The 4,801-nt window shown below is 67.7% G+C and carries 4 protein-coding genes; 1 reads left to right on the forward strand and 3 read right to left on the reverse strand.

From position 1 onward, the window contains the following. Window positions 1-932, forward strand: a 932-nt coding sequence (locus tag DL991_RS19545) for an HNH endonuclease signature motif containing protein (protein WP_148106366.1), incomplete at its 5' end; no start/stop codon positions are given. A gap of 891 nt (window positions 933-1,823) precedes the next feature. On the opposite strand, the gene DL991_RS19555 is transcribed toward DL991_RS19545, so the two are convergent. The 3 genes from DL991_RS19555 to DL991_RS19565 all read right to left on the reverse strand — a co-directional run. After that, entirely contained in the window at window positions 1,824-3,149 is a 1,326-nt protein-coding gene (locus DL991_RS19555) for an MFS transporter (protein WP_199746687.1), read from the reverse strand. A 99-nt stretch (window positions 3,150-3,248) separates the two neighbouring features. Then, entirely contained in the window at window positions 3,249-4,031 is a 783-nt protein-coding gene (locus DL991_RS19560; protein ID WP_125785780.1) for an alpha/beta fold hydrolase, read from the reverse strand. Beyond that, window positions 4,028-4,801, reverse strand: a 774-nt coding sequence (locus tag DL991_RS19565; RefSeq protein ID WP_125785781.1) for a LysR substrate-binding domain-containing protein, incomplete at its 5' end; no start/stop codon positions are given. The genes DL991_RS19565 and DL991_RS19560, both read right to left, overlap by 4 nt.

Raw genomic sequence — 4,801 nt, forward strand, 5'->3', positions numbered from 1 at the left:
GGTTGATGGACCGGGGTTTGGTGAATGGGTTCGGGGCGGCGAAGATCGCGGCGGCCACCTCATGGCTCTCCGACGAAGACGCCCGGGCCGCAGACGCTCTGTTGGAGGATCGCCTGGAGGGGAAGAATTCGGAGCAGATCCGCAAAGCGGCGAGTCATGTGGCGATGACGGTGGATCGGGAGGGTGCTTCTCGCCGGTCTGAGCATTCCCGTGCGGGCCGCCGCCTCACGGTGCGCCACGGCGAGGCAGGAGTGGCGTCGATCGAGGTGGAAGACGGGCCGGTGGAGAAAGTCGCCGCCGCCTACACGCGGATCGATCGGGAGGCACGCGCCCTCAAGACCGGCGGCGAACCCCGCACGCTGGATCAGCTCCGTGCCGACGTCGCCCTCGACCTCCTGCTCGGCGGCCAGGGCGGCAAGAGCGAGCGGGCGGAGGTGTTCCTCTATATGGATCTGGCGACCTACCTCGGTGTGAACGAGGGTCCGGCGGAGTTGGCTGGGCATGGGTGTATTCCGGCGTCGGTGGCGCGGGAGATCGCTGGTGGGCCGGATACGGTGTTGCGGCGGATCATCACGGATCCGTTGTCGGGGCAGGTGCTGGATTTGGGGCGGGATCGGTATCGGCCGACGGCGGGGGTGGGTGAGTTCGTGCGGGTGCGGGATCGTGAGTGCCGAAGACCCGGCTGCCAGCGTCCCGCCCAAGCCTGCGACCTCGATCATGTGGTGCCGTGGCAGTTCGGTGGTCATACCAATGCTGATGAGTTGATCGATTTGTGTCGGCGGGATCATCGGCTCAAAGACGAACCCGGCTGGATTTACCGGCTTGCCGCGGACGGCACTCTGACGGTCACCACACCGACGGGGCAGCGTTACGACAGTTCGCCTCCGCCGTTGCACGAACCCCGGATGGCCGAGGAGCCACCACCGTTCTGAACCATCGCCGGAAAACGGCAACGGCCTCCTCTGGTGCGGATCTTGCTTGCACTACGGCGATCTTGAGTCCTGTGGCTGAGACCTTCGCTTGACGACTCCGCTTTATGGAGCTTCGGAACGGCCACTGCCGTTGTCGGAGCGTGGTTCTGACTCGTTGCCGAAATTCGGCGATGGGCAGGGCTCACCGTGAGTTCCTAGCGCGTGGTGCGGCGGAACTGGGTGGCGTTGCCGGAGAACGGCCACGACTGCGGAAACCCGGCTACGGCCTGGGCCTTGGTGTTGGCTCCGGCTGGATTTACCGGCTTGCCCCGGACAGCGACTTAACGGTCATCACGCCGACGGGGCAGAGGTACGACAGTTCGCCGCCATCGCTGCATGAACCTGGGGCAGCCGAGAACACCCGCCGTTCTGCGCTGTTGCCGGAATACGGCAACGGCCTCCTTTGGTGCAGATCCTTGTACGACAGCCATCTTCAGTCCTGGCCGAATGGTCGTTGACGACTCCGCTTTGCGGATCTATGGAACGGCCGCTGTTGTTGCCAGAGTGTGGTTGTGTCTCGTTGCCGAAATACGGCGATGGGCAGGGCCCGCCATGAGCTCCCAGCGGGATGTCCGTTGCCGAAGACTGGCCACGACTCCCTTTTAGGGCCTCCGCGGCCGGGGCGGTCGTCGCCGGTTCCCGCGTGCTGAACCCTTGCACGTCTGGGCTGCGACGGTTGCCGAAATCCGGCTACGGTCCAGGCCGCCCCGAACCAGGGAACCGTCGCCAGAATCCGGCCACGACGTTTCAATAGCCCCAACCCCAACCCCAACCCCAACCCCAATGCCTCAGCAAAGCAAACCGCCCCGAGCAACCACAGCCCAGCCACAGACCACCACCAAAGAAGCAGCCTCACCCCGCAACGGAATCCCGAGCAGGCTGCACCTCAACCTCCAAAGAGGACCGGCGCGAAGGCTCCCGCACCACCAAAGTCGCCACGAACGTCAGCCCGATGCACCCGGTGACCCACCAGAAGTACACGCTCTCGTATCCGGCCTGCTTCAAGGCCAGCGCGATCGGTTCCGAAAGGCCGCCGAAGACGGCGGTCGCCACGGCGTGTGGCAAGCCGACGCCGAGGGCGCGGACGTTGGTAGGGAACATTTCCGCCTTGATGATCGCGGACAGTGCGGTGTAGCCGCTGAGGAAGACCATGGCGGTGATCATGAGCAGGAAGGCGACCCACGGATTCCCGGTCCTGCCCACGAGGGTCATGATCGGCACCGTCAGGAGCATGCCGCCGATGGAGAAGCCGAACATGACCGGGCGGCGGCCCCAGCGGTCGGAAAGGGCGCCGGCGACGGGTTGCATGAAGATGAACAGGAACAGGGCGGCGAAACCGATGAGCGACGCGGTCGGTTTGGGGATCCCGGCCGTGTTCACCATGTACTTCTGCAGATAGCTCGTGAAGGTGTAGAACGCCACCGTGCCACCGATGGCGAGGCCGAGCACGGCGAGAACCTGGCGGCGGTGCTCGCGCAGCAGGACCCGCAGGCCCCCGCGGGGAGGCGAACCAGCGGCCGAACCGGCGGCCGAAGAGCGCTGGAAGTGTTCCGATTCCATCATGCTGCGGCGGAGGTACATCACCACGAGCCCGGCGATCGCGCCGAGCACGAACGGGATCCGCCAGCCCCACGCGTACATCTGCGCTTCGGTGAGCAGCGACTGCATCACGATCATCACCAGCAGCGCCGAAAGTTGCCCGACGGTGATCGAGACGTACTGGAAGCTCGAGTAGAACCCGCGTCGACGCGGGGTGGCGATCTCGGACAGGTAGGTCGCGCTCGAACCGAATTCTCCACCCACCGAGAGACCCTGCGCGAGCCTGGCGACCACGAGGATCACGGGCGCGAGGATGCCGATCGACGCGTAGCCGGGGGTGACGGCGATGGCCAGCGAACCGAAGCTCATCAACGTCACGGACAGGGTCAGCGCCGCCCGGCGGCCGAACCGGTCCGCGTAGAGGCCGAGGAGCCAGCCGCCGAGCGGGCGCATCAGGAAGCCGACGGCGAACACGACGGCCGTGGACAGCAGCTGGGCCGTCAGATTTCCCTCGGGGAAGAAACTGGCCGCGAAATAGATGCTGAACGAGGCGTAGACGAACCAGTCGTACCACTCGACCAGGTTGCCGAGGCAGCCGCGGACCACGTTCGCCACGACGCCGGACTTCTTGTGCGGCAAGGGAAGCTCCTTCGCTCCGGGATGCCGACCATCATGAGCTGTGATCCCTGCGGTTGAGAAATAGAAATCCGCGATGGACACATACCCGGTCGGCATGGGCTATCCCAGGAAGTCGCCCACCAGGTCGCTCGATTCGGGGCGGCACTCGTCGAAGTACGCGTGCCGCGCTCCGGCGAAGAGATGCATTCGCGCGTCGGGAATGCGCTCCGTCAGCAACGGCGCGTTCGCCACCGGTGCGAGCAGGTCGTCGTCACCGTGCAGGACCAGGGTGGGTGCGGTGATCTCCGGAAGCACGTCCCAGGCGTCGTGCGTGTTGCTCGCGACGAGATGCCCGCGCACCGCGTGCGGCGGCATGCCGTGCGCGCCCAGCACCCGGTACGGGCCGGGATTCGCCGCTCGCCAGGCGGGCGTGTACATGAGGTCCTCCAGCGTCTCCCGTGCCTTCACCGAAGACCGCCGGGCCAGCGCCAGCCGTACGTCGTTCGACCGCTCGACACCGTGCGTGCCACCCGGCGAGGTGCAGCCGAGGACGAGCCGGCGCACCCGCTCGGGATATCGCGCGGCGACCCACTGCGCGACCCGGCCGCCCATCGAGGTGCCGTAGACGTCCGCCTCGGAGACTTCGAGCGCGTCGAGGACCACGATCACGTCGTCCGCGAAACCCGTTGTGGTGTAAGCGGAATCGGGCGCGTCGCTGGCTCCCGTGCCGCGGTAGTCCATGGTGATCGTGCTCGGGAAGTCCCCGCGTGTGCGGTCCCACCACGTGTGGTCGTTCGCCTGCCCGGCCAGCAGCACGAGCGGCCTGCCTGTGCCGTGCCACTGGTAGGCCAGCCGGGTGCCGTCGGCGGCGACGGCGTGGCCGGTGCGGGGGAGCGTGGTCATCCTTCTCCTGTTCGTTCGTCCCAAAGCCGGGCCGAGGGCCACTCACCCTCGTGCACGGTCCGGTGGATCTGCTGGACCAGCGCCCGCGCGACGGCGTCGACGGCGGGCGTGACGCGACCGGTCCGGGGCATGCCGAGGACGACGGTGCGCCAGACTTCCGGTTCGCGGACCGGGGCCGCGCTCAGGGTGCCGTCGGCGACGTCCGCCGCGATGCCGATGCCGGGCAGGATCGTCCAGCCGTGCCCGCCGAGCACGAGACGTTTCTGCAGCGTCATGGCGTTGGTCTGCACGGTGACCTCGGTGTCGGCGCCCGCCTCACGGGCCGCGCCGTCGATGAGGGTGCGCAGCGCGTGCCCCTCGGACGGCATCACCAGCGGATGTGCGGCCACCTCGGCGAACGGGACGGGCCGCGCGGGATCCAGCCCGGCCGACGGGGGAGCGACCGCCCAAAGTCGCTCGCGCACCAGCGGCCGGACGTTGAGCGACGGCGTACTGGTCAGGTTGTAGAGCAGGCTCAGATCGACGTCGCCGTCGTCGATCCACCGCTGAAGATGGCCCGAGTACGCGGTGAGCAGCCGCAGTTCGATCCCCGGATGCTCGCGCAGCACGGCCGTCGTCAGCGGTGCGGCGAGCCGTTCGGCGGCGCTCTCCAACAGGCCGACCGTGACGATCCCGGTGACCACGCCGGGTTTCGGGGCCAGTTCGGCGCGGGCCCGGTCGAGTTCGGTGAGGGCCCGCCTGGCACGTTCGACGAGGCTCCCCGCCCCCCC

The organism is Amycolatopsis sp. WAC 01375 (genome assembly GCF_003947325.1).
Lineage (GTDB): Bacteria > Actinomycetota > Actinomycetes > Mycobacteriales > Pseudonocardiaceae > Amycolatopsis.

Excerpts from the sequence above, each read along its gene's own strand:
- DL991_RS19560 (WP_125785780.1), bottom strand. The coding sequence starts at position 4,031 with ATGACCACGCTCCCCCGCACCGGCCACGCCGTCGCCGCCGACGGCACC.